This window comes from Halomonas sp. KAO, from assembly GCF_015595025.1.
GTDB lineage: Bacteria > Pseudomonadota > Gammaproteobacteria > Pseudomonadales > Halomonadaceae > Halomonas.
On record NZ_JADNRL010000019.1, the window covers coordinates 422,876 to 424,541 of the forward strand.

The window sequence follows — 1,666 nt, forward strand, 5'->3', positions numbered from 1 at the left end:
CGGCCTTGGTGAGCCGTTACCTCACCAACTAGCTAATCCGACATAGGCTCATCCGATAGCGCAAGGTCCGAAGATCCCCTGCTTTCTCCCGTAGGACGTATGCGGTATTAGCCTGAGTTTCCCCAGGTTATCCCCCACTACCGGACAGATTCCTATGCATTACTCACCCGTCCGCCGCTCGACGCCTGGAAGCAAGCTTCCATCGTTTCCGCTCGACTTGCATGTGTTAGGCCTGCCGCCAGCGTTCAATCTGAGCCATGATCAAACTCTTCAGTTTAAGATCATAAGTGCTTGAAGTAGCACCAAACTTGGCTCAAGGTTCAAACGTCTCAAATAGATCTTGCGATCTATGACGAGTCGCTTGCCTTGATGGTTCTGTGACATGATCACCGAGCCATCGACAAGCGCCCACATGAATTACCTGATCGATTGTTAAAGAGCGGCTCACGTCTCGTTGAGAGCGGAGCGTCTCGCTTGCTGTCGTGCCGATCGCTTTATCACCTGGTACCGAACTGCATACCGAAGAAGCGGCGGTCTCGCCAGCGCCCTGCGAGGAAGGCGTATTCTACGTGACTGGCTGTCGTTGTCAACCCGGCGAAGCATTCCGAGGAACCTTGCGAGTGACCGACACCTTTCGACACTCAACCCTTGAAGGGTCGTATCGAGAGGATCGCCGCGGAGGCCTTGAGGCCGCCGTCACGAGTGGCGCATATTCTATGCGAATCTGCCGCGACTGTCAACCGGTATTATTCGAAATCCTCCGAAAAAACCATTGCAGAACAGTCACTTCTGCCACCTCCACCGCCTGCAACGTTTGCCCGTTGCCGGCAGCGGATGCGTACTTTACGGCTTTCCCCGCGGGCTTGCAAGCTCTTTCGGTAAAAAGTTTGTTTCATCAAAATTCGGCGTGGAACGTAAGCGCCTTATCCAGAGCCGGATCCGTCAGGCCAAGCCTCAGGATCAGCTACCCTCTGGATCGTATTGGACCGGCAGCCGTTGCGAGGCACTGATCTAGTTGCCGATGCTGGCACAGGGCAGGAAAAAACACATTACGTCCATCTCCTGAACTATACCACCACACTCTACACCGGGTAGCAGGCGGTGAACAAAGACTGCAGCGAAGGACTCGACGGCCAACAAGTCATCGAGTTGATCGGCCAGCTCTACCAGGTGGAGCACGAAGCGCAGTCGTTGGCAAAGGAGGAGCATCAGCGGTTATGCGGCACCCGGGAGAGGCCCATCCTTACCACGCATTACATCGCTGGGTGTCGGCTCATCGGGATGAAGGCACCGAACGGTTTGGCGACAGCAAAGGCGCTGGATTAAGCCTGAGGCGTTGGGCGACGCTGACGCGCAACCTGGATAACTGCCGATTACGAGCAATTGAATACCTGAGGTTTTCGGTATAAGTGCCTGACGATGGTCGCGCCGAGCTCCGGCGGCCGGCGCTCTGGTGGCCGGCATTCGGGACGCTGCAGGGGCAGCGTCCTGCCATGAAAAAACCCCGAGCAACTGAATGCCCGGGGTTTTCTCGGTATAAGTGCCTGACGATGACTTGGCCGGCACTCCGGGACTCTCCATGGGGGGGCCCTAAAACGACGAAACCCCGACCATGGGCCGGGGTTTCTGAATAAGTGCCTGACGATGACCTACTCTCGCATGGGGA